This window comes from Methylobacterium sp. D48H, from assembly GCF_053345715.1.
In genome coordinates this window covers 19,880-40,102 of record NZ_JBKFAP010000018.1, presented here as the reverse complement: position 1 = coordinate 40,102, position 20,223 = coordinate 19,880, and the positions used below count along the sequence as shown (strand labels likewise).

The window sequence follows — 20,223 nt, the reverse complement described above, 5'->3', positions numbered from 1 at the left end:
GGTGTGCTGTGGCCGAAGCTCCGGCTCGCGCGCTTCGGCCGGCGTGTTCGCCACCGCTGCCGCGGCTGCCGCAGGAACGGCCGCAGGAACGGCCGCAGGAACGGCCGCAGCGATGGGGGCCGCAGCGATGGGGGCCGGCGCGATCGCGATGGTGGGACGGTAGCCGGCACGGCCGCTCGGGGCCGTGTGGGTCGCGGCGACAGACGGAGGCAACGCGGGTCGCTGCGCCGTCGACGACCGCCCGAAGAACAGACGCCCACGCCCGCGCGCCTCGACCGTGTCGATGCTACCCACAAGTGTAGAAATCACCACACCTGCCACCAGCCACGCGCGCATGATGTCCCCCACCGCACGCGAGGAATATGGCAGCGAACCAATTCAATAGTGCTGCCATGACCTTTCAAATTCGATTGATTTGATGAATGCAGAGCGCGGGATTTCCGCGCGCCTGACCTGTCGGCCCCGAGCCGCGATCGACCGGACAACGCGATCCCTCGGCAAGAGCGGCTCCCGGCGTGCCGATGACCGATTGCGCCGTGCACCGTCCGCCGTGTCGCGTGCTGAGCCGACCGATACGGTGTGGCCGCGCAGCCGGGAGGACACGCCCCCGCGGCAAGTCTCGCGGGCAGGACTTCCGGGCACGACCCACCGGCAAGCCTTCTTACGCCCCCCGGACCCGCGGTGCCGGAGACCGGGGCCGAGACAGCCGGACGTCAGGTACCGGGGCGGCCCAACCAACGACACCCTGGAGCCGCACCGCCCGGCGGGCCGCGCCGTGCCGGAGGGCCGGATGAGAACGGTGACTCCACCCGTTCTCGATCGAGGGCCCATCGCCCGCCGGATCTCCTGCCCGTGTTTCGACGCCGCAAGACTTCTCCGACCGACGCGTCGCCCGGCGCCGGTTCAGGTCCCGCCGCGGGGCAACTCGCGGTGTCGGGCGTGAGCCGACGCTACGGCCGGACGCTGGCGCTGGACAACGTGTCGCTGACGCTCGGTCCGGGCGAGATCCTGGCGGTGCTCGGCGCCTCCGGCTGCGGGAAGAGCACGCTGCTGCGGCTCATCGCCGGCCTGGACGCGCCGGACGCGGGCGAGATCGCCTTCGGCGATCGCCGCGTCGCCGGGCGCGGCCGCAACGCGCCGCCCGCGCGCCGCGGCGTGGGCCTGATGTTCCAGGACTACGCGCTGTTTCCCCACCTCACCGTGCTGGCCAATGTCCGCTTCGGCCTCGCCCATCTCCGCGGCGCGGACGCGCGGGACATCGCCCGCGAGCGCCTCGATCAGGTCGGGCTGGCACACCGCGCCGACAGCTATCCGGGCACGCTGTCGGGCGGAGAGGCGCAGCGGGTGGCGCTCGCCAGGGCCCTGGCCCCGCGTCCGCGGGTGCTGCTCCTCGACGAGCCGTTCTCGAACCTCGATGCCGGCACCCGCGAGCGTGTCCGCGCCGACACCCTGGCGGTCCTGCGGCGGGACGGCATCGGCGCGATCCTCGTCACGCACGACGCGGCCGAGGCGGTCGCCTGCGCGGACCGCATCGTCCTGATGCACCGGGGTCGGATCGTCCAGAGCGGCAGCGCCGAGGCGCTGTACGCCGCGCCGGCGACGCCGTTCGCCGCCCGGGCGCTCGGCGAGATCATCGAGATTCCGGGCCGCGCCGTCGACGGCCACGTCGCGACACCCCTCGGCACGCTGCCCCGGCCCGACGCCGTGCCGGAGGGCGCGGTCCAAGTCTGCCTGCGCCCGGAGGCGATCCGCCTCGGGCCGGCGGGCGCCGGCGTGCCGGCCAGGATCCTGGGCCGGGCCTTCGCGGGGCCGCGCCTGCGCCTGGACATCGCGGTCGCGGGCCTCGGCGCGCCGCTGCGCCTCGACCTCCCGCCGGAGGCCGTCCTGGGCGAGCAGGTCGGCATCGAGCTGCTGCCCGGGCGCGCCCACGTCTTCCCGCTGCCGGACGGAGTCCAAGTGTTGTCAGATTGTAATTAGAATATATCTAAATAAATCTGCCTTGCAGGGCGCATTCTTACTGTATAGCACCGGCTCGTCGCTCGACGAACGGGGTTTATCATGTTGGACGTCTGCAGAACCGGAGCCTGGGCGAGCCTGTGCCTGTCTCTCTGCTTCGGCGGACCGGCCTACGCGGCCGAGGTCAACCTCTACACCACCCGCGAGCCGGGCCTGATCCGGCCGCTGCTCGACGCCTACACGGCGCAGAGCGGCGTCACCGTGAACACGGTCTTCGTGGAGAAGGGGCTGGCCGAGCGGGTCGCCGCGGAGGGCGCGCGCTCGTCCGCCGACGTCCTCATGACGGTCGATATTGGCAACCTGATCGAACTCGTCGACCGCGACCTGACCCAGCCGGTGCGCTCGCCCGTGCTCGAAGCGGCCGTGCCGGCGCCCCTGCGCGGCGCCGACGGGCGCTGGTTCGCCCTCTCCATGCGCGCGCGCGTGCTCTACGCCGACACGGGCCTGAACGATCTCGCGGCCGCGACCTACGAATCGCTCGCCGACCCGCGCTGGAAGGGCAAGGTGTGCCTGCGCTCGGGCCAGCATCCCTACAACACCGCCCTGATCGCCGCCTTCCTCGTCCGCCACGGCGCGGAGAAGACGGAGGCGTGGCTGCGGGGCGTGAAGGACAACCTCGCCCGCAAGGCGACGGGCGGCGACCGGGACGTGGCCCGCGACATCGCGGCCGACCTCTGCGAGGTGGGCCTCGGCAATTCCTACTATGTCGGACTGATGCGCTCGGGTCGCGGCGGGGCGGACCAGCAGAAATGGGGCGCGGCCATCAAGGTCGTGCTGCCGACCTTCGAGGGCGGGGGCACGCACGTGAACGTGTCGGGGGCGGTCGTCGCCAAGAACGCGCCGAACCGTGACCAGGCGGTCAAGCTCCTCGAGTACCTCGTCTCCGACGCCGCGCAGGCGCTCTACGCCAAGGTCGACTACGAGTATCCGGTGAAGGCCGGCGCCCCGATCGAGCCGCTGCTCGCGGAACTCGGTCCGCTGAGCGTCGATCCGACGCCGCTCGTCGAGATCGCCCGCAACCGCAAGGCGGCGAGCCTGCTCGTCGACAAGGTCGGCTTCGACAACTGAGTTCGAGCCGGGCCGGATGTCGGTGACCCGCTCTCTGGGCTGGGCGGGGGCGGTCGCCCTGGCGGCGCTGCTGCTCGCGCCCGTGATCTCCCTGGGCTTCACGGCGTCCGAGGGCGGCGGCGAGCTGTGGCCGCACCTCGCCGCCTACGTGCTGCCGCAGGCGATCCGCGACACCGCCCTGCTGCTCGCGGGCGTTGGCCTCCTGGTGATCGGGCTCGGGACCGCGACGGCGTGGCTGGTCGCGGCGTTCGACTTCCCCGGTCGGCGCCTCCTCGAGGCCGCCCTGCTGCTGCCGCTGGCGATGCCGACCTACGTGGTCGCCTACGCCTATCTCGACCTGCTGCACCCGCTCGGGCCGTTCCAGGTCGGGCTGCGGAGCCTGCTCGGCCTGTCGAGCCCGCGCGATCTCGCCCTGCCGGACCTGCGCTCGCTGCCGGGCTGCAGCCTGCTGCTCGGCTTCGTGCTCTACCCTTACGTCTATCTGCCGACCCGCGCGCTGTTCCTGATGCAGGCCGGCTCGCTGCTGGAAGCCGCGCGCGCGCTCGGGGCCGGGCCGTGGCGCAGCTTCCTGCGGATCGCCCTCCCGCTCGCGCGGCCAGCGATCGCCCTCGGCACCGGCCTCGCCCTGATGGAGGCGCTCAACGATGTCGGCGCGGCCGAGTTCCTGGGTGTGCGCACGCTGACGGTGCAGGTCTACGCCACCTGGGTGAACCGCTCGGACCTGCCCGGCGCCGCGCAGATCGCGTTGGTGATGCTGGCCGCGGTGGTCGCGGTCGTCGGCCTCGAACGGCTCGCGCGGGCCGGCCGCGGCTATGCCGGCGGCGCCCGCCGCCACACGGCCGGCGCGCGCCGCCGGCTGGACGGCTGGCGGGCGGGGTCGGCCCTGGCCCTGGGCACGGCCCCCGTCGCGATCGGATTCCTGGTGCCGGCGGGCTCTCTCGGCCTCGAGGCGTGGCGCCGGATCGACGCGAGCGGCTTGCCCGACGCGCTCGCCGCCCAGGCCCTCAACACCGTCTACTACGCGGGCCTCGCCACGGCGGTGACGGTGCTGGCGGGCATGGCGGTGGCGGCCGTTCCCTCCCTGCTGAGCGCCCGGGCCGGGCGCCTGCTCATCGGCGCGGCCGGGATCGGCTACGCCATGCCCGGAACCGTGCTGGCGGTCGGGCTCCTGGGTCCTCTGGCGCTGGTCGAGGCCGGGTTGTTCGAGGCCGGCCTGACGACCGCACGGGTGGGACTCGGGACCGGCGCCGCCCTCGTCATCGCCTACGCCCTGCGCTTCCTGACCGTCACGGTGGGCGCCAGCGAGGCCGGCTTCGCGCGGATCCCGCGCACCATCCCCGACGCCGCGCGGGTGCTCGGGCGGGGTCGGCTCGCCACGCTGGTCACCGTGCAGCTGCCGCTGGCCTGGCCCGCGGTGCTGAGCGGCGGCCTCCTCGCCTTCGTCGACATCGCCAAGGAACTGCCGGTGACGCTGCTCCTGCGTCCCCTCAACGTCGAGACGTTGAGCACGCATCTCTACGGCGAGGCGGCGCGCGGCACGTACGAGGACGGCGCCGTCGCCGCCGTGCTCATCGTGATGATCGGTCTCCTCCCGGTGACGCTCCTGCTCAGGCTCGACCGGAACGCGATCGGGCCGGGACGGTTGGCCGGGGAAGAGCCGCGGACCGGCCGGGGATAGGCCGGGGAGAGGTCGGGGAGAGGTCGGGGAGAGGTCGGGGATCGATCGCCCGCCCTTCGCGGCGCCCGCTCCCCGCACCGGTATCCGTCCCGCGCCCGTCTCCGCGTCGCGGGCCTCGGCGGTCAGGCGGCGGTCGGCACGATCCCGCCCTCGACCCGGAGCGCGGCGCCGTTGGTCGCTGCGGCGAGGGGACTCGCCAGGTAGGCGATCATGGCGGCGACCTCGTCCGGCTCGATCAGGCGCTGGATCAGCGACAGCGGCCGATGGAGCCGGAAGAACTCCGCCTCCATCGCCTCGGGCGACAGGTCGGGATCGGAGGCGACACTCTTCAGGAAATCGCCGATCCCGTCGGAGCGCGTGGGCCCGGGCAGCACCGTGTTCACGGTGACGCCGCTGCCCTTGGTGAGTTGCGCGAGTCCGCGGGCGATCGTCAGCTGGGCCGATTTGGTCACGGCGTAGTGGATCATGTCGGGCGGCGGCACGATCCCGGACTCGCTCGAGACGAACAGGACGCGCCCCCAGCCGCGCGCCTGCATCCCCGGGAGATAGGCCTGCGCGAGCCGGGCCCCCGACACGACGTTGACCGCGAACAGGCGGTGCCAGTCGTCGTCGGCGATATCCGGGAAGGCCTTGGCCTCGTAGATCCCGAGATTGTTGACGAGGATGTCGACCGCGGGGGCCGCGCGCACGAGCGCGGCAGCGCCCTCGGCCGTGGCGGGATCGGCCAGGATCGCGCGCGCGCGGCCCGCCGCGGCGACCGCGGCCGCGGCCGCGTCGAGCTTGGCCTGCTGGCGCCCCGCGATGATGACCTCCGCGCCCTCCGCGGCCAGCCGTTTGGCCACGGCGAGACCGATCCCGGCGGTCGAGCCGGTGACCAGGGCGCTTCGTCCCGTGAGCTGCAGATCCATGACGGTTCGTCCTCGTTGCCGTGTCGGTCCCGAGGAGATGGACGGCCGCCGGATTGCTGAGTAGCAGGCATCGCGGCACGATGATCGTGACTTGGATGCATGAGTGGCGGCGCGATGGACAACCGGCTCGGGGACATGGAGGCGTTCCTCCAGGCGACGCGGTGCGGCAGCTTCGCGGCGGCCGCCAAAGCCCTGCGGCAAACCCCCTCCGCCGTGAGCCGGGCCGTCGCCCGCCTCGAGGCGCGCCTCGGGGTCGCGCTGCTCCGGCGCACGACCCGATCCCTGACCCTGACCCCGGAAGGCGAGGCCTACCGCGAGCGGGCCGCCGAGCTGATGGCGGAAATCGACGCGATGGAGCGGGGCCTCACCCAGACCGCCGCCGAGCCGAGCGGGCGGCTCCGGGTGAACGCCTCGGTCCCGTACGGGACCCACGTCGTCCTGCCGGTCCTGCCGCGCTTTCTCGCGCAGCACCCGCGGATGAGCCTGGATCTCGCCCTGACCGACGAGGTGATCGACCTGCCCGCCACGCAGGCGGACGTCGCGATCCGGATCGGCCCACTCCGCGACACCCGCCTGCGGGCCCGACGCCTCGGGCGCAGCCGGATGATCGTGGTCGCCGCCCCCGCCTATCTCGCGCGGGAAGGTGTCCCGGAGCATCCCGACGACCTCGCGGCGCACAAGTGCCTCAACTTCAGCTTCCGCCGCTCCCTCGATACCTGGCCGTTCCGCGTCGGAGCCGGTCTCAACCAGCGGCCGATCCAGGGGAATTTCTACGGCAATTCCGGCGAGGTGGTGCGCCTGATGGCGCTCGGCGGCGCCGGGATCGCCCGCCTCGCCCGGTTCCATGTGGCGGCCGATCTCGCGGCCGGTCGGCTCGTGCCGGTGCTGGAGGCGTTCAACCCCGGCGATGCCGAGGACGTCCACGTCCTCTATGTCGGCCACGCGCGCTTGGCGCTGCGCATCCGAAGCTTCGTCGATTTCCTCGCCGCCCACGCGACGGTGGAGGAATGACATCGGCGCGGCAGACGCTTCACGAGCGATGCCTTGACTGCAGTAATATCGAGTTTCATTGCTCGAAGACGCGCAATATTTGAGAAACTTGGGTCCTGAACAGGTTCAGATCCGGCGACGGAGAGGCCGGCTCGCGGTCCGGGCGTTGGAGCCGAGCGTCGCCGAGCCCGTCATGCGCGGCCCGACCTCGGTGCAGCGCGCGCGTGCGCGCGACCCCGAACCGCTCTGGCAGCCATCGGCCGCTCTGAGTGCTAACCGACTGAGATCGCGGGCGATTCGGCGTTTGTTAACAGCTCAGCCGGCAACTTTCTTGCTTCGTCGTGGGTCACTCTCACGATGCGCGCAGGAGGGGCCGCCATGAGCGTTTCGACCGCCTTCCGTCGTCAGCTGGAAGGCTACAGCCTGACGACAGCCGAGATCCTGTATCACCTGCCCGACCATCCCCACCTGCTCCAGACCTTCATCTGGCAGCAGCACGACCTCTTCCCCGTCTTCCCGGAGCTGAAGCGCTTCCTGGCCTTCTGGCAGGGCGCCCTCGATGGGCCGCTGCATTCGGTGAAGGTGGCCCACAGCCGCCTGATCAGGCCCGCGGAATTGCGGGCCGTCGGCAGCGAGTTTCACCTCCACTGACGCCGGGGGCGGGAGCCGAGCTTTCCGCGGGCCCGCGCGGGAAGCGCGATCGCGATGGTCGCGGAGATCGCCTGCGCCGGCCGGATGCGGGCGCAGGATCCGCGCTCAGATCTCGCCGCGACTCATCCGCTTGGCGATGTGGTCCGCCTGCCGCAGGGCCAGCGCGACGATGGTGAGGGTCGGATTCTCAGTGGCGCCGGTCGTGAACTGGGAGCCGTCCGAGACGAACAGGTTCTCGACATCGTGGGCTTGGCCGAAGCGGTTGACGACGCCGTCCCGGGGCTTCTCGCTCATGCGGTTCGTGCCGAGGTTGTGCGTCGACGGATAGGGCGGGGTGCGGATGGTGCGGACCGCGCCGACGGCCTCGTAGAGGGCGCTGCCCTGCCTGTAGGCGTGCTCGCGCATCGCCTCGTCGTTGGGATGGTCGGCGAAATGGACCGACGCGACCGGCATCCCGTAGGCATCCGTGTCGTCCGACAGGGTGATGCGGTTGTCGGAACAGGGCATGTCCTCGCCCACGATCCAGAGGCCCGCCATGTTCCGGTACTTGTCGAGGGCGCCGGCGAAATCGCGGCCCCACGTCTGCGGGTCGAGGAACGCCGCCATGAAGGGCAGGCCCAGGGAGAGCGTCTCGAGCTCGTAGCCGCCGACGAAGCCGCGGCTCGGATCGTGCCGGGCCTCGTCGCGCACGATGCCGGCCATCGTGGTGCCGCGGTACATGTGGACCGGCTTCTCGAAGATGGCGTAGACCGAACCGGTCGTGTGGCGCATGTAGTTGCGCCCGACCTGCCCCGACGCGTTGGCCAGACCGTCGGGGAACTTCGACGAGTGCGAATTGAGGAGCAGCCTCGGGCTCTCGATGGAGTTGCCGGCCACGGCGACGGCCCGCGCTCTCTGCCGGTGCTCGACGCCGTCCTTGTCGGCGTAGACCACGCCGGTGACCTTGCCGCCGGGATCGTGCTCGATCCGCAGGACCTGGCAGCCCGAACGGACCTCGAGCCGGCCCGTGGCCTCGCCCTTCGGGATCTCCGCGATGAGCGTCGACCACTTCGCGCCCGACTTGCACCCCTGGAAGCAGAAGCCGAGCTGCATGCACGCGGCGCGGTCGTCGCGCGGCTCGGAGTTGATGGCCATCCGGCCGGTATGCACCTCCGTGTAGCCGATCTTGCGGGCGCCGGCCTCGAGCACCTTGAAGTTGTTGTTGCCCGGCAGGCCCGGGATGCCGTTGGTGCGCGTGACGCCCATCCGGTTCTCGGCCATGGCGTACCAGGGGTCCATCTCCGGGAGGTCGACGGGCCAGTCGAGGAGGTTGGCCCCCTTCACGGCGCCGTAATGCGTGCGCGTCCTGAACTCGTGCTCTTGGAAGCGCAGCGACGCGCCCGCCCAGTGCACGGTCGAGCCGCCGACGGCCTTCACGATCCAGGCCGGCAGGTTGGGGAACGTCTTGGCGATCGGCCACGGCCCGGTGGCGTGCCGCTTGTCCTTCCAGGCGAGCTGGGCGAACGAGTCCCACTCGTCGTTGACGAAGTCGAAGGTCTCGTGCCGGTCGCCCGCCTCGAGGATGACGGTGTCGATGCCCTTGAGCGCGAGCTGGGTCCCGAGGGTCCCGCCGCCGGCGCCCGAGCCGACGATGACGAAGACGGAGCCGTCGCTGAGGTCGTAGGGAGCTGACATGGTTTCCTCCTGCCGCGGATCGGCCCCGTCCCGTCTTCGCGCGGGATGGTCGGACCGAGCGGTGAATGCGTGTCGCGCGCGGCCGCCGGCGCGGGCGCCGGGCCGCCGTCAGAGCCAGTCGATGTCGTCGAAGCCGCGCTCCAGGTAGCCGCCCTTGTCGAAGGAGGCGCCCTCGTAGCCGAAGATCGGCCACAGCTCCTTCTGGTTGTAGAGACCGACGATGAGGTTGGCCCGCACCTTCTGGAAGAACGGGGTCGGCTCGATGGTCTCGAGGAGGGCCGCCCGGTCCGTGTCCTGCGGAACCTTGGCGTAGGGCAGGCGGTGCCTCTCGACGGCCGCCCGGTTGAGCGCGGCCATCCCGTCCTCGAGGAGCGTCAGTTCTCCTGGAGCGGTCCGCGCCGCGTCGTCGAGGATCTGCACCGCGGCGGCGTAGTACCTGTCGGCGACGCGGTCGTGCGGGTAGCAGTCGCGCGACATCTGCACGAGGGAGGCGAAGGTCTCGGGCTTCGTCGCCTTCGGCATCTGCGCCCAGGCCCGCCCGGTCACGCTGCCGTCCGGCATGACCGCGACCGCGAGCAGCGTCGAGCCCGCGGCGCCCAGGAAGCCGCGGCGGGACAGGTGCGCGCCCGTCTCCTGCATCCTCATCCCGTCCTCCCCTGTCCGTGTCGGTCGTGCCGGTGCCGCGGCGGCCGATGGCGGGCCGTCGCGGGTCATCAGGCGAAGCGCCAACCGCGGGCGAGCACCTCGATCTTGTGCTCGTCCGGGTCGTCGATGAAGCAGGAGCGCGCCGTGCCCCGGGCGGCCCCCATGCCCAGGCCGCAGGCGCCGTCCTGGCCCGTGTTGGCCGTCAGCTCCGACGCGAGACCGGACGCGGCATGCGCGAGATCGATCGGGGTGAAGGTTTCGAAGCCGGGCCGGTCGGCGGTGTCGAGGCCGAAGGCGGTCCGGTAGAAACGCGCGGAGCGCGCCGCGTCCCGGACCCGGATCATCGCGGGGATCCGCTCGGGCATGTCGGACATGTCGCGCATGATCCCCCTGTCGAGGCCCGAGCCCGACGGTCCCGAGGGGTCCCGCCGAGCGGAAACTTAGAGCCGCTCCAGCGTGCGGTGGTAGTATCATGCTACTGCGGAGCGGGCCCGCGACGATCCGCAGAGCGCGTTATGCCAGAGCCCGGAAGGCGGTGGAAACGGGCGCGCGCTGCATTATTGTTCCTCATCCCGGGGAAGCGCGGGCGGTCGCCGCGGGTGAGCGGCGCGGATCGCAGGGGTGGACATGTGCAATCTGTACTCGGGGATGCCGTCCGCCGACTACGAGGGCGAGACCCGCTCCATCCGGCTCGGCGGACACTCGACCTCGATCAGGATCGAGGTGATGTTCTGGAACGTGCTCGAGGACATCGCCGCCGCTCAGGGCATGACCCTTCCGCGCCTCGTGACGCTTCTCTACGACGAAGTGCTCGCTCTCCACGGTGAGGCACGCAATTTCGCCTCGCTCCTGCGGTGCGCGTGCCTGAGGCACCTCGAGATGAAGGCGGCGCGCCTCGCCTCGGCGCAGCGGCGCGCCGTGGAACAGCGCGGCAGGGTCGCGGGGGACGTCGACGGCGCCCTGGAAAGGATCGACGACCGTGACGTCGGCGTCGGACACGTCGCGCGGACCGCGCGTGCCCTGCGCGGCGACGCGGTCCGGCCGCGCGATGCCCGCGGCGAGGGCTGAGGCGCGTCCCCCCCGGCATGGCCGATGCAGAGGGCTGGCGCGGTCGGCCGCTCCGGCCCCGATGAACGGATACCCGACATGCCGCTGCAGGAAGCCCCGAGGTCGCCCATCCGCGGCGGTCGCATCGCGATCGCCGGCCTCGGCAACGTCGGGCTGGCCGTGGCGCGCGTGCTCGATGCGGGCGCCATATCGGGGCTGAGGCTGACCGCCGTCACGGTTCGCGATGCCGCCAGAGCCCGGGCCGCGCTCGCGGCGCTCGCGGAGCCGCCGGAGGTCGTCACCGCGTTCGACGCCCTGGAGCCGCGGGCCGACATCGTGCTGGAATGCGCGCCGTCCCAGCATCTCCCGGCGATCGTGCGGCCCTTCGTGGCGGCGGGGAAGACCGCGATCGTGCTGAGCTGCGGCGCGCTCCTCGATCACGAGGACCTCGTGGCGACGGCCCGCGCCCACGGCGGTCAGATCGTCGTCCCGACCGGCGCGCTGCTCGGCCTCGACGCCGTGACGGCCGCCGCGGAGGGCACCATCCGCACGGTGCGGATGATCACCCGCAAGCCCGTGCGCGGCCTCGTCGGCGCCCCCTACCTCGCGGAGAACGGCATCGAGATCGGCGGCATCACCGAGCCGATGCGCATCTTCGCCGGCAGCCCCCGCGAGGCGGCCCGCGGCTTCCCGGCGAATCTCAACGTCGCGGTCGCGCTCTCGCTGGCCGGCATCGGTCCCGACCGGACCGAGCTCGAGATCTGGGCCGACCCCGGCCTGGAGCGCAACACGCACCGCATCGAGGTGGAGGCCGACGCCGCGCGCTTCGCGATGACGATCGAGAATGTCCCGACCGACGAGAACCCCCGCACGGGCCGCATCACGGCCCTGTCGGCCATCGCCTACCTGCGCAAGCTCACAGCCCCGCTCCGGGTCGGAACCTGACAGACCGGACCCGGCCGGCACGGCCCCTGACCCCGCGCCCCCGCGCCCGGAGCGGTGCCCGGGCGCGGTCGCCTCTCAGAGCCCGGAGCGATCCGTGACAGCGGCGAGCGGCGCGATCCCGTCCGCCATCGAGCGGGCCACGGCGGCGCCGTCAAGCGCGGGCGGCGCCGGCCGCGGGCCCCGCGGCGAGGTCGAGGCGCGGCCCCGCGGGCTCCGCGCCCACCTCCCGGACGCCGCCCGCGATCTCACCCCGCCACTTGGCGACCGCCGCGGTGGCGAGACCGTTACCGAGGACGTTCGTGACGGTGCGCCCCATGTCGAGGATCTGGTCGATGCCCATGATCAGCAGGATGCCGGCGGCCGGGAGACCGAACATCGGCACGGTGGCGGCGACCACGACCAATGAGGCCCGCGGCACGCCGGCGATGCCCTTGCTCGTCACCATCATGACGAGCAGCATCGTCAGCTGCTCGCCGAAGCCCATGTGAATCCCGAACGCCTGGGCGATGAACAGGGCGGCCATGGCCTGGTACATCATCGAGCCGTCGAGGTTGAACGAGTACCCGAGCGGCAGCACGAACCCCGTCACGCGCGGGCGCACCCCGAAGCGCTCCAGCACCTCGACGGTGCGCGGGAAGGCGGCCTCGCTGCTCGCCGTCGAGAAGGCGAGGATCATCGGGGCGCGCAGCAGGCGCAGCAGCTCCACCACGCGCCGGCCCAGCACGGCCCAGCCGGCACCGATCAGCAGCAGCCAGAGCAGGGACAGGCCCGCGTAGAAGCTGGCGATGAACTTGCCGTAATCGAGAAGGACGCCGAGCCCTTGGACGGTGACGACCGCCGCGATGGCCGCGAAGACGGCGATCGGCGCGAGCCGCATCACCGTGTCGGTGACCCTGAACATCACGCGGGCGAGGCCGTCGAGAAGCTGCACCATCGGCTCGCTGTAGCGCCGGTCGATCGTGCTGAGACCGAAGCCGAAGAAGATCGAGAAGACCAGGATCTGCAGCACCTCGTTGCCGGCCATGGCCGAGACGATGCTGGTCGGGAAGACGTGGACGAGGAAGTCGCGCAGGTTCAGCGAGGCGGCCTTCAGGCCGGTCTGCGCCCCCGCGTCGGGCAGCGGCAGGCCCAGGCCCGCGCCCGGCTGGAACAGGTACGCGGTCAGGAGCCCGAGGGTGAGCGAGACGACCGAGGCGGTGACGAACCAGCCCATGGCCAGCGCGGCGACCCGGCCGACCGAGCGGGCGTCGCCGAAGCTCGCGATGCCGGCCACGATGGTGGCGAACACGAGCGGCGCGATGATCATCTTGATCAGACGCAGGAAGATGTCGGTCGCGAGGGTGAAGTGCGCCGCGAACGCCTTGGCCTCGTCGGGTCCGGCCGCCAGTCCGTGCAGGACGGCGCCGACGAGGATGCCGAGTGCCAGCCCGAGCCCGGTGTAGAGCGTGAGCCGGCCCGAGCGCGATGTCGTGGAATCCGGGTCCGTATCGGCGTGCGTCATCCGTTGTCCTCCCATGGGATCGTGTTGTTCGGCGTGCGGGACCCGACCGCTGGCGTCGCGGACGCGGATCCCGGTTTCTGGATCAGGCCCCGGCGACGGCCCGGGCGATGACCGGATCGGGGGCTTGCGGGCGGGTCAGCCGCTCGGGCCGGAGGACCGCGTCGAGCTGCGCGCGGGCCATCAGCCCCTTCTCGAGCACGAGGTCGTAGACGCCGCGGCCGGTCGCGTGCGCCTCCATGGCGACGGCCGTCGCGTTGCGGTAGCCGATATAGGGGTTGAGCGCGGTCACGATCCCGATCGAGTGCTCGACGCTGGCGCGCAGCCGTTCGCGGTTGGCGGTGATGCCCCGCACGCAGTGGAGATCGAGCGTGCGGCAGGCGGCTTCGAGATGCGCGAAGCTGCGGAACAGGCTGTAGGCGATCACGGGCTCGAAGGCGTTGAGCTGCAGCTGGCCGGCCTCGGCCGCGAAGCTGATCGTCACGTCGTTGCCGATCACCTCGAACGCCACTTGGTTCACCACCTCGGGGATCACCGGATTGACCTTGCCGGGCATGATCGAGGAGCCGGCCTGCCGGGCCGGCAGGTTGATCTCGCCGAAGCCCGCGCGCGGACCGCTGGAGAGCAGGCGCAGGTCGTTGCAGGTCTTGGACAGCTTCACGGCCACCCGCTTGAGGACGCCGGACACCTGCACGAAGGCGCCGCAATCCTGGGTTGCCTCGACCAGATCCTCGGCCGTGACGAGCGGGATGCCGGTGATCTCGGACAGCCGCGCGCGGACCGCGGCCGCGTAGAGGGGATGCGCGGTGATGCCGGTCCCGATCGCGGTGGCGCCCATGTTGATCTCGCGGATCAGCAGCTCGGCCTCGCCCAGCCGGGCCTCGTCCTCGCCGAGCATGCGCGCGTAGGTGCCGAATTCCTGGCCGAGCGTCATGGGCACCGCGTCCTGCAGCTGGGTGCGGCCCATCTTGAGCACGTCCGAGAATTCGGCGGCCTTGGCCTCGAAGCTGCCGCGCAGCGACGCCATCGCGGCGACGAGCCGACGGATCGCGCCGATGCCGGCGATCTTGAGGGCCGTCGGGTACACGTCGTTGGTGCTCTGGCCCATGTTGACGTGCTCGTTCGGGTGCAGCTGCCCGTAGGCGCCGCGGGCGTGGCCGAGCAGTTCGAGCGCGCGGTTGGCCACGACCTCGTTGGCGTTCATGTTGGTCGAGGTCCCGGCCCCGCCCTGGATGAGATCGACCACGAACTGATCGTGCAGGCCGCCGGCCCGGATCTCCTCGCAGGCCGCCACGATCGCGTCGCAGCGCGTCGCGTCGAGCAGGCCGAGTTCCCGGTTGGCGAGCGCCGCCGCCTGCTTGATCGCCGCGAGCGCCCGGATCAGGTCCGGGCAGGTGGCCAGCGTGGTGCCGGTGATCGGGAAGTTCTCGACCGCGCGCAGGGTATGGATGCCCCAGTAGGCCGTCTGCGGAACCTCGCGGTCGCCCAGGAGGTCGTGCTCGGTGCGGGTGGCGGCGGCGGAAGCGATCTCGGACACGGCTCTCTCCTGGCGCGCGGAAGCGATCCGGCGCGCCGTAGGGCAGGACGGTTGGGCAGACGATTGCGCGTGAGCGACCGGCCCGCGTGAGGGGGCGTCGACGCTCTCGACGGTGCGCGATGAAGGGTCGCCGCCAGTCGCCCCGCCCTCACGGACGACCGCGCCTGACCGGCCGGCGTCTGATAGTCCCGGTGCCGGCGGGCCGCCAATGCTAGTTGCGACCAGAACTATTCCGAACCGGAATAGTTCTTCGAATCCGCGGCGGCGGCCGACCAGACGGCCTCCAGGAACGGCCGGGCCCGCTCCGCGCTGCGGTACAGCCGGATCTCCATCGACATCTCGGGGCTGACGATGGCGAGCGCGCCCGCCGCGATCTCGCCGGCGACGAGGCTCCTCGGCAGCCACGCGACCCCGTGTCCCGCGAGCGCCATCGACCGCAGGGCCTCGGCCATCGAGTTCTCGTTCGTGTGGACCGGATAGGTCGCGGGCGCGCCCTCCCGGGCCTGGGCGATGGCGGCGAGCCGGCCCAGGAAGGAGCCGCGGGAATATTGCAGGAGGGGCAGGCGGCCTTCCCGGTCGCGGGGGAGATCCGCCGGCGCCGCCACGGCCACGAGGCTGTCCTGGCCGACGACGAGGCAGGGAAAGCGATCGGGCCCGAGCGGGATCGGGATGCCCGGATGGTGATAGGTCAGCATGAGGTCGTAGCCGCCCTCGACCAGGGCCTGGAGGCAGATGTTGAAATTCTCCGGCAGCACGCGGCTGCTCATCGCACCGAGCTCGCCCCGGAGCGTGCCGAGCCAGCGCGGCAGGAAGGAGAGGCAGAGCGAATGCAGGGCCGTGATGGCGACGACGGGCAGGCTCGACCTCTCGCTGCGGTTGCGGAAGTCGGCGCGGCTGAGGGTGAGGAGGCGCACCACCTCCTCGGCGGTCTCGAGGAAGTGGCGCCCGTCCGCCGTGAGGGTGATCGGGTAGGTGCTGCGGTCGAGCAAGGCCGTGCCGAGCCAGACCTCCAGGGAGCGGATGCGGCGGCTGAACGCCGATTGCGTGACGTGCCGCGCCTCGGCCGAGCGTGAGAAGCTACGGGTCTCGGCGAGGCTGAGGAAGTCCTCGATCCACTTCAGTTCCATCGCCGGCCGGGCCACGTCCAGGGGTCACGGCCTTGAAACGCCGAAAGGGCGGGCCCGGCAAGCGGGGCGGGCGCGTCCGCGCCGACGCGGTCCGGCGCCCGATCCTGGGCGATCGTGGCCGATCCTGCCGAGAACCGCGCGCGCCGACGGCGCGGCCCGGAGCGGCTCAGAGCGGTCCGCCAGGCGCCCCTCGGACGAAGCGAGGCGGCCCGATCGTGGGCTGCGCGATAAGTCTCAACGCGACGGTGGCCGTCACGACGGCGTCGGAGGAGCGGCGCGGGGCGCTCCCCCGGCAGGCGGGCTCAGGCGAAGTGCGTCGGCAGACTCAGGGCCTGCGCGTAAGTCACCAGCGCGATCGCGCCGCCGATGAGGGTCGCGGCTACGGTGATGCGGTTCGTCCAGGTCATCGTCGTCTCCATCGGGCTCGCGACTGTCGTCGCGGTGTGATCCCGATGTAGGCTCAAGCTTTCAGGCCCGGCGTGTTCCGGAGCACCCGCGTCGGCGGCGTTGCCGGAGCGACGGGGTCGCCGTGGCCGCCGGCTCGGACCGCGGCCGGCTCGGGGAGCGCCCGACCGAACGGCCCCTCCGGCGGCCCGCGGCGATCGTGCAGGCGTGCGGCACATCGAACGACACGGCGCAGCGATGTGACCGCGGGGCCTCAGCCGCGGGCGCGGCGGCCCGCGACAGGGTGCTACGTCCTTCGGTCGAGCCCCGAGCACCACAAATGATGGCGACGGAAACGCCCGCGCGGGCTCTGCGCCTGGACAGGACTGGTCCGAGTCTGGGTCAGCCTCGGCGGCCGGCCGCAAGATCAGCATGAGCCGGCTGGCCGCGATCCGAGAGTGTCGCAGGACACACATGCAGGAAACACCCCGCAGAGTCGTGATCCGAACGGATCCCGATTTCGAACAGGCCGTGATCGGCGGATTCAAGCTGGTCGAAGACGCCTACGCGCGCGGGATCATCTCTTGGATGCGCCGGTGCGCGTTGCTGGACCTGTTGGCGAGCGGCGAGTCCGAGCTGTACGAGAGGCGCACCTATGTGACGCCGCATTCGGACCCGGATGCGATCCAGATCGGCGTCTACTTGGAACCGACTTCGGCCTTTCTGATTGAACTCGGTCTGCTGACGCCGGAGATGACCGCGCCCGAACAGGCCGATTCCGGGGCCGACCGCGAGCGCTAGGGCCCGAGGCGCCGGGACGGAGGCTCCGGCCCGGCGGACGCGGGGTCGTGCAGGGGGCTCGCGGCGCGAGTTGCCCCGCCTCTGTGCTCCGGACACCGCCCACTGTGACGCGTTCGCGCGCGGCGGGGCGCGGCCCCCCGTTTGCCTCGCTGCCTCACCGAGGGCACCATGCGACGCGACGAGGGTGACGGGCGCACGGTCTCCGATGGCATCCAGCACGAGCGCTTGCCGATGAGGCGCCGCGAGGTCCTCGCCGCCCTGGCCGCCGCCGCGGTCGCGCGGCCCGCCGTCGCGCAGCCCGCCAAGGTCCTGCGCTTCATCCCGGAAAGCGACGTCGCGGTGATCGACCCGATCTGGACGACGGCGACCGTGACGCGCAACCACGGCTACCTCGTCTTCGACACCCTCTACGGCCAGACCGCGGGCTACGAGTTCCAGCCGCAGATGGTCGAGGGTCACACCGTCGAGGCGGATGGCCGCCTGTGGCGCCTGACCCTGCGCGAGGGCCTGCGCTTCCACGACGGCGCGCCGGTGCTGGCGCGCGACGCGGTGGCGAGCGTGCGCCGCTTCGCCGCCCGCGACGCCTTCGGCCGGGCGCTGATCGACGCCACCGACGAACTCGCGGCGACCTCCGACCGCGTCGTGCAGTTCCGCCTCAAGCGGCCGTTCCCGCTGCTGCCCGCGGCTCTGGGCAAGACCGGTACCTCGATGCCCTGCATCATGCCGGAGCGCCTGGCGAAGACCGACCCGAACACGCAGGTCACCGAGATGGTCGGCTCGGGCCCGTTCCGCTTCAAGGCGGACGAGCGCGTCCCGGGGGCGCTCACCGTCTACGAGCGCTTCGACGGCTACGTGCCCCGCCCGGACGGCGCGGCGAGCTTCACCGCCGGACCGAAGCAGGCCCATTTCGAGCGGATCGAGTGGCGGATCGTGCCCGACGCCTCCACCGCCGCGAGCGCGCTGGCGGCCGGCGAGGTCGACTGGTGGCAGAACCCGACGCCGGACCTGCAGGCGCTGCTCAGGAGCAGATCGGGGATCCGGCTGGAGGTGCTCGATCCGGCCGGCGGCATCGGCTGCCTGCGCTTCAACCACCTGCATCCGCCCTTCGACAATCCCGCGATCCGCCGGGCGCTGCTCGGCGCCATCGACCAGACCGAGTTCATGAGCGCGGTCGCGGGCGACGAGCGCGCCCTGTGGAAGGACCATGTCGGCGTCTTCAGCCCCGAGGCGCCGATGGCGACGCGCGCGGGCACCGACGGGCTGGTCGGCCCCCGCGACTACGCCGCGGTCAGGCGCGCCCTGGCGGAGGCCGGCTACCGGGGCGAGCGCGTCGTCATGCTCGACCCGACCGATTACCCGGCCACCCATCCCCTGGCCCTCGTCGCGGCCGAAGCCTTCCAGAAATGCGGGCTCGCCGTGGACCTCGTCGCGATGGACTGGGGGACCCTGGTGCAGCGCCGGGCGAGCCGCCAGCCCCCGGACAAGGGCGGCTGGAGCACCTTCGTCACCTACCTGAACGGCACCAACAACTTCGATCCCGCCGGCCAGCTCGGCATCCGCGGCAACGGCGACCAGGCCTGGTTCGGATGGCCCCGCGCGCCCCGTCTCGAGGAGCTGCGCGCCGCGTGGTTCACCGCGCCCGATTCTGCGGCGCAGAAGGCGATCTGCGCCGAGATCCAGCGACAGTTCTTCATCGACGTGCCGTACCTGCCGCTCGGCGCCTATTACGAGGCGACGGCCTATCGGGGCCTGACGGGCGTGCGCAACGGCTTCCCGCAATTCTACGACGTCAGGCCGGCCTAGAGCGCTCTGCACCGAAGTGGATACCGGTCCGGCGCACGAGAGCGCGTCGAAACAGAGGCTTAGAGCCGCGCCCGGTCCTTACGTGGCGCGCCATCCTTCGCCGGGCCGGACCGTCGCCCCGGCGCGCGGCGCCCCGAGGACACCGGAGCCGATGCGCGTCGCCGTCCGGCCTTTCGCGGCCGCGGCGATGCGGGCGCGGTGGCGCGCGCTACATCGGTGCCATGCGGACTGCGCCAGTCTTCTCCTCCCGCCACCTCGACCGCCTCGGCGACCGCCTGACGGCCGATGTCGACAGCGGCGCGATCGCCGGGGCCGACATGCTCGTCGGCGGCGCGGACGGGGCGATCTGGCGACGCACCGTCGGCTACCGCGACCGCGTCGCGCGCGCGCCCCTCGGGCCCGACGCGCTCTGGCGCATCTACTCCATGACCAAGGTCGTCGTCTCCGCCGCTACCATGGTGCTCGCCGAGCGCGGCGCCCTGCGCCTCGATCAGCCCGTGGCAGCGTTCATTCCCGCCTTCGAGCACCTGTCGGTGCTCGATCCGGACGGCGGCCTCAGGCCCGCCAGGGCCAGGCCGACCGTTCAGGATCTCCTGCGCCACACCGCCGGGATCGCCTACGGCTATCTCGGCGACGGGCCGGCGCGGCGCGCCTACGCGGCCGACGGCCTGCTCGCCGAGGATCTCGACAACGCGGCGTTCGCCGACCGGATCGCCCGCCTGCCGCTGGAGCACGAGCCCGGCACGGTGTGGAACTACTCGCACGCCACCGACGTGCTCGGCCGCGTCCTGGAGATCTCGGGCGGCGCGGATCTGCAGCGGGTCCTCGACGTGACCGTGCTCGAGCCGCTCGGCATGGCCGACACGCTGTTCCAGATCTCGGCCGCGATGGGATCACGCGTCGCGCAACCGCTGCCGCAAGCACCGGGGCAGCGCCCTGTCTTTCACGATCCGGCGCAGCCGCGGCGCGGCCAGAGGGGCAATGGCGGCCTCGTATCGAGCACGGCGGACTGCGCCCGCTTCCTGCGCATGCTTCTCACCGGCGGCAGTCTCGACGGCGCGCGCATCCTGGCGCCGGCCAGCGTGCGGCTCATGACCTCGGATCATCTCGGGGCGGCGATCGCGAAGGCCGCCTACTATCCGCCGGGGCCGGGCTACGGCTTCGGGCTGGGCGTGGCGGTCCGCCTGGCGGCGGGCGAGGCGCCGTTCCCCGGCAATGTCGGCGACTGGTTCTGGAGCGGCGTCGGAGGCACATACTTTTGGGTTGACCCTGTAGAGGGGTTCTTCGCGCTCCTGATGATGCAGACCTCCTCGGCCGACCAGCGCCAGCACTACCGCACGCTGACCCGCACCATGGTCTACGCCGCCCTGGAAGACCGTCGACTGTCCGAGACGTCTCCCTGAAGGACAAGGTCCGCCCGACGCATGTCTACGCCGGCGGCACGACCGAAT

Annotated in this window: 17 protein-coding genes; 10 read left to right on the top strand and 7 right to left on the bottom strand. The window is 71.9% G+C overall.

Annotated elements, in window-relative coordinates; translation table 11 throughout:
* Positions 1 to 930: 930 nt before the first annotated feature.
* The 3 genes from ACLBX8_RS23145 (at position 931) to ACLBX8_RS23135 (ending at position 4,762) form a co-directional block, all read left to right on the top strand.
* Entirely contained in the window at positions 931 to 1,977 is a 1,047-nt protein-coding gene (locus ACLBX8_RS23145) for an ABC transporter ATP-binding protein (protein WP_447700352.1), read from the top strand.
* 81 nt (positions 1,978 to 2,058) lie between these two features.
* Complete coding sequence (locus ACLBX8_RS23140) at positions 2,059 to 3,084, top strand: extracellular solute-binding protein (protein ID WP_020095934.1); 1,026 nt, start codon at positions 2,059 to 2,061, stop codon at positions 3,082 to 3,084.
* Positions 3,085 to 3,100: 16 nt separating this feature from the next.
* Positions 3,101 to 4,762, top strand: coding sequence for an ABC transporter permease (locus ACLBX8_RS23135; RefSeq protein WP_447700334.1), 1,662 nt, complete (start codon positions 3,101 to 3,103; stop codon positions 4,760 to 4,762).
* Positions 4,763 to 4,884: 122 nt separating this feature from the next.
* On the opposite strand, the gene ACLBX8_RS23130 is transcribed toward ACLBX8_RS23135, so the two are convergent.
* Positions 4,885 to 5,670 carry an SDR family NAD(P)-dependent oxidoreductase gene (locus tag ACLBX8_RS23130; RefSeq protein ID WP_427510350.1) on the bottom strand — a complete coding sequence of 262 codons (786 nt, stop codon included), beginning with the start codon at positions 5,668 to 5,670 and terminating at the stop codon, positions 4,885 to 4,887.
* 114 nt (positions 5,671 to 5,784) lie between these two features.
* Here ACLBX8_RS23130 and ACLBX8_RS23125 point away from each other — a divergent pair, with 114 nt between their 5' ends.
* Positions 5,785 to 6,681: a LysR family transcriptional regulator gene (locus ACLBX8_RS23125; protein WP_447700335.1), complete on the top strand. Its 897-nt coding sequence runs from the start codon at positions 5,785 to 5,787 to the stop codon at positions 6,679 to 6,681.
* A 357-nt stretch (positions 6,682 to 7,038) separates the two neighbouring features.
* Entirely contained in the window at positions 7,039 to 7,311 is a 273-nt protein-coding gene (locus tag ACLBX8_RS23120; protein ID WP_020095930.1) for an usg protein, read from the top strand.
* A 105-nt stretch (positions 7,312 to 7,416) separates the two neighbouring features.
* Here ACLBX8_RS23120 and ACLBX8_RS23115 read toward each other — a convergent pair whose 3' ends face one another.
* The 3 genes from ACLBX8_RS23115 to ACLBX8_RS23105 all read right to left on the bottom strand — a co-directional run bounded on the left by ACLBX8_RS23115 (position 7,417) and on the right by ACLBX8_RS23105 (position 10,004).
* Complete coding sequence (locus ACLBX8_RS23115; RefSeq protein ID WP_447700336.1) at positions 7,417 to 8,985, bottom strand: GMC family oxidoreductase; 1,569 nt, start codon at positions 8,983 to 8,985, stop codon at positions 7,417 to 7,419.
* Between the two features lie 108 nt (positions 8,986 to 9,093).
* Positions 9,094 to 9,630 carry a gluconate 2-dehydrogenase subunit 3 family protein gene (locus tag ACLBX8_RS23110; RefSeq protein WP_244527024.1) on the bottom strand — a complete coding sequence of 179 codons (537 nt, stop codon included), beginning with the start codon at positions 9,628 to 9,630 and terminating at the stop codon, positions 9,094 to 9,096.
* A 68-nt stretch (positions 9,631 to 9,698) separates the two neighbouring features.
* Complete coding sequence (locus tag ACLBX8_RS23105; protein ID WP_447700337.1) at positions 9,699 to 10,004, bottom strand: lactoylglutathione lyase; 306 nt, start codon at positions 10,002 to 10,004, stop codon at positions 9,699 to 9,701.
* A 253-nt stretch (positions 10,005 to 10,257) separates the two neighbouring features.
* On the opposite strand from ACLBX8_RS23105, the gene ACLBX8_RS23100 reads away from it, so the two are divergent.
* Complete coding sequence (locus tag ACLBX8_RS23100) at positions 10,258 to 10,698, top strand: ribbon-helix-helix domain-containing protein (RefSeq protein ID WP_447700353.1); 441 nt, start codon at positions 10,258 to 10,260, stop codon at positions 10,696 to 10,698.
* A 78-nt stretch (positions 10,699 to 10,776) separates the two neighbouring features.
* A complete protein-coding gene (locus tag ACLBX8_RS23095; protein ID WP_447715790.1) occupies positions 10,777 to 11,622 on the top strand; it encodes an aspartate dehydrogenase in 846 nt (281 codons plus the stop codon).
* A 151-nt stretch (positions 11,623 to 11,773) separates the two neighbouring features.
* Here the strand turns inward: ACLBX8_RS23095 and ACLBX8_RS23090 are convergent, their stop codons facing one another.
* From ACLBX8_RS23090 to ACLBX8_RS23080, 3 genes are all read right to left on the bottom strand, one after another.
* Positions 11,774 to 13,123, bottom strand: coding sequence for a dicarboxylate/amino acid:cation symporter (locus ACLBX8_RS23090; RefSeq protein WP_447700339.1), 1,350 nt, complete (start codon positions 13,121 to 13,123; stop codon positions 11,774 to 11,776).
* An 82-nt stretch (positions 13,124 to 13,205) separates the two neighbouring features.
* On the bottom strand, positions 13,206 to 14,657 hold the full coding sequence (gene aspA, locus ACLBX8_RS23085; protein ID WP_447715789.1) for an aspartate ammonia-lyase: 1,452 nt from the start codon (positions 14,655 to 14,657) through the stop codon (positions 13,206 to 13,208).
* A gap of 227 nt (positions 14,658 to 14,884) precedes the next feature.
* Entirely contained in the window at positions 14,885 to 15,784 is a 900-nt protein-coding gene (locus ACLBX8_RS23080; protein WP_020095923.1) for a LysR family transcriptional regulator, read from the bottom strand.
* 858 nt (positions 15,785 to 16,642) lie between these two features.
* Between ACLBX8_RS23080 and ACLBX8_RS23075 the strand changes: the two genes are divergently transcribed.
* The 3 genes from ACLBX8_RS23075 to ACLBX8_RS23065 all read left to right on the top strand — a co-directional run bounded on the left by ACLBX8_RS23075 (position 16,643) and on the right by ACLBX8_RS23065 (position 20,175).
* Positions 16,643 to 16,969, top strand: a complete 327-nt coding sequence (locus tag ACLBX8_RS23075) for a hypothetical protein (protein WP_139257097.1) — start codon at positions 16,643 to 16,645, stop codon at positions 16,967 to 16,969.
* Positions 16,970 to 17,200: 231 nt separating this feature from the next.
* Entirely contained in the window at positions 17,201 to 18,772 is a 1,572-nt protein-coding gene (locus tag ACLBX8_RS23070; protein WP_447700354.1) for an ABC transporter substrate-binding protein, read from the top strand.
* 221 nt (positions 18,773 to 18,993) lie between these two features.
* Positions 18,994 to 20,175 carry a serine hydrolase domain-containing protein gene (locus tag ACLBX8_RS23065; protein ID WP_447700341.1) on the top strand — a complete coding sequence of 394 codons (1,182 nt, stop codon included), beginning with the start codon at positions 18,994 to 18,996 and terminating at the stop codon, positions 20,173 to 20,175.
* Positions 20,176 to 20,223: the final 48 nt, after the last annotated feature.